We start from the raw sequence: 438 nt of genomic DNA on the forward strand, positions 1-438 counted from the left end.
ATCTTGCCGTGCTCGGTGATGGCGCAGACCGCAGTCTTCGCMAATKACACATCCAATCCGATGAACAGCCTCATCCCGTAATCCTCCACCTTCAGGGTCGGTACGGGAACGGCGACAGCTTGCCCTTCTAGACGCAAGTGGCAATGGGCAGCGCGCGACGCAGGCCCCGTTACAGCATCTCATTGCTTAGATCCAGAAGATGACGGCTGCCGCGATACAGATGGCTGAGAAGAATGTGTGAGCGCAGCGATCGTATCGGGTTGCGATGCGCCGCCAGTCCTTGAGCTTTGCGAAGAGGTTCTCGACCTTGTGGCGCTGGCGATAGAGCGCTTTGTCGTAGGGATACGGGATTTTCCGGCTTCGGCTCGATGGAATGCAGGGTGCGATGCCTTTGGCGACCAGGGCCTGGCGGAACGCGGCGCTATCATAGCCGCGGTC

1 protein-coding gene is annotated in these 438 nt (G+C 59.4%); it reads right to left on the minus strand.

Annotation, left to right across the window (positions count from 1 at the left end; all coding sequences use genetic code 11):
• Positions 1-186: 186 nt before the first annotated feature.
• Positions 187-438 (minus strand): transposase (locus AC1DIO_RS35510; RefSeq protein ID WP_476854973.1); only part of this gene is annotated, 252 nt, incomplete at its 5' end.

This window comes from Allobosea sp. 05T439 (assembly GCF_056396005.1).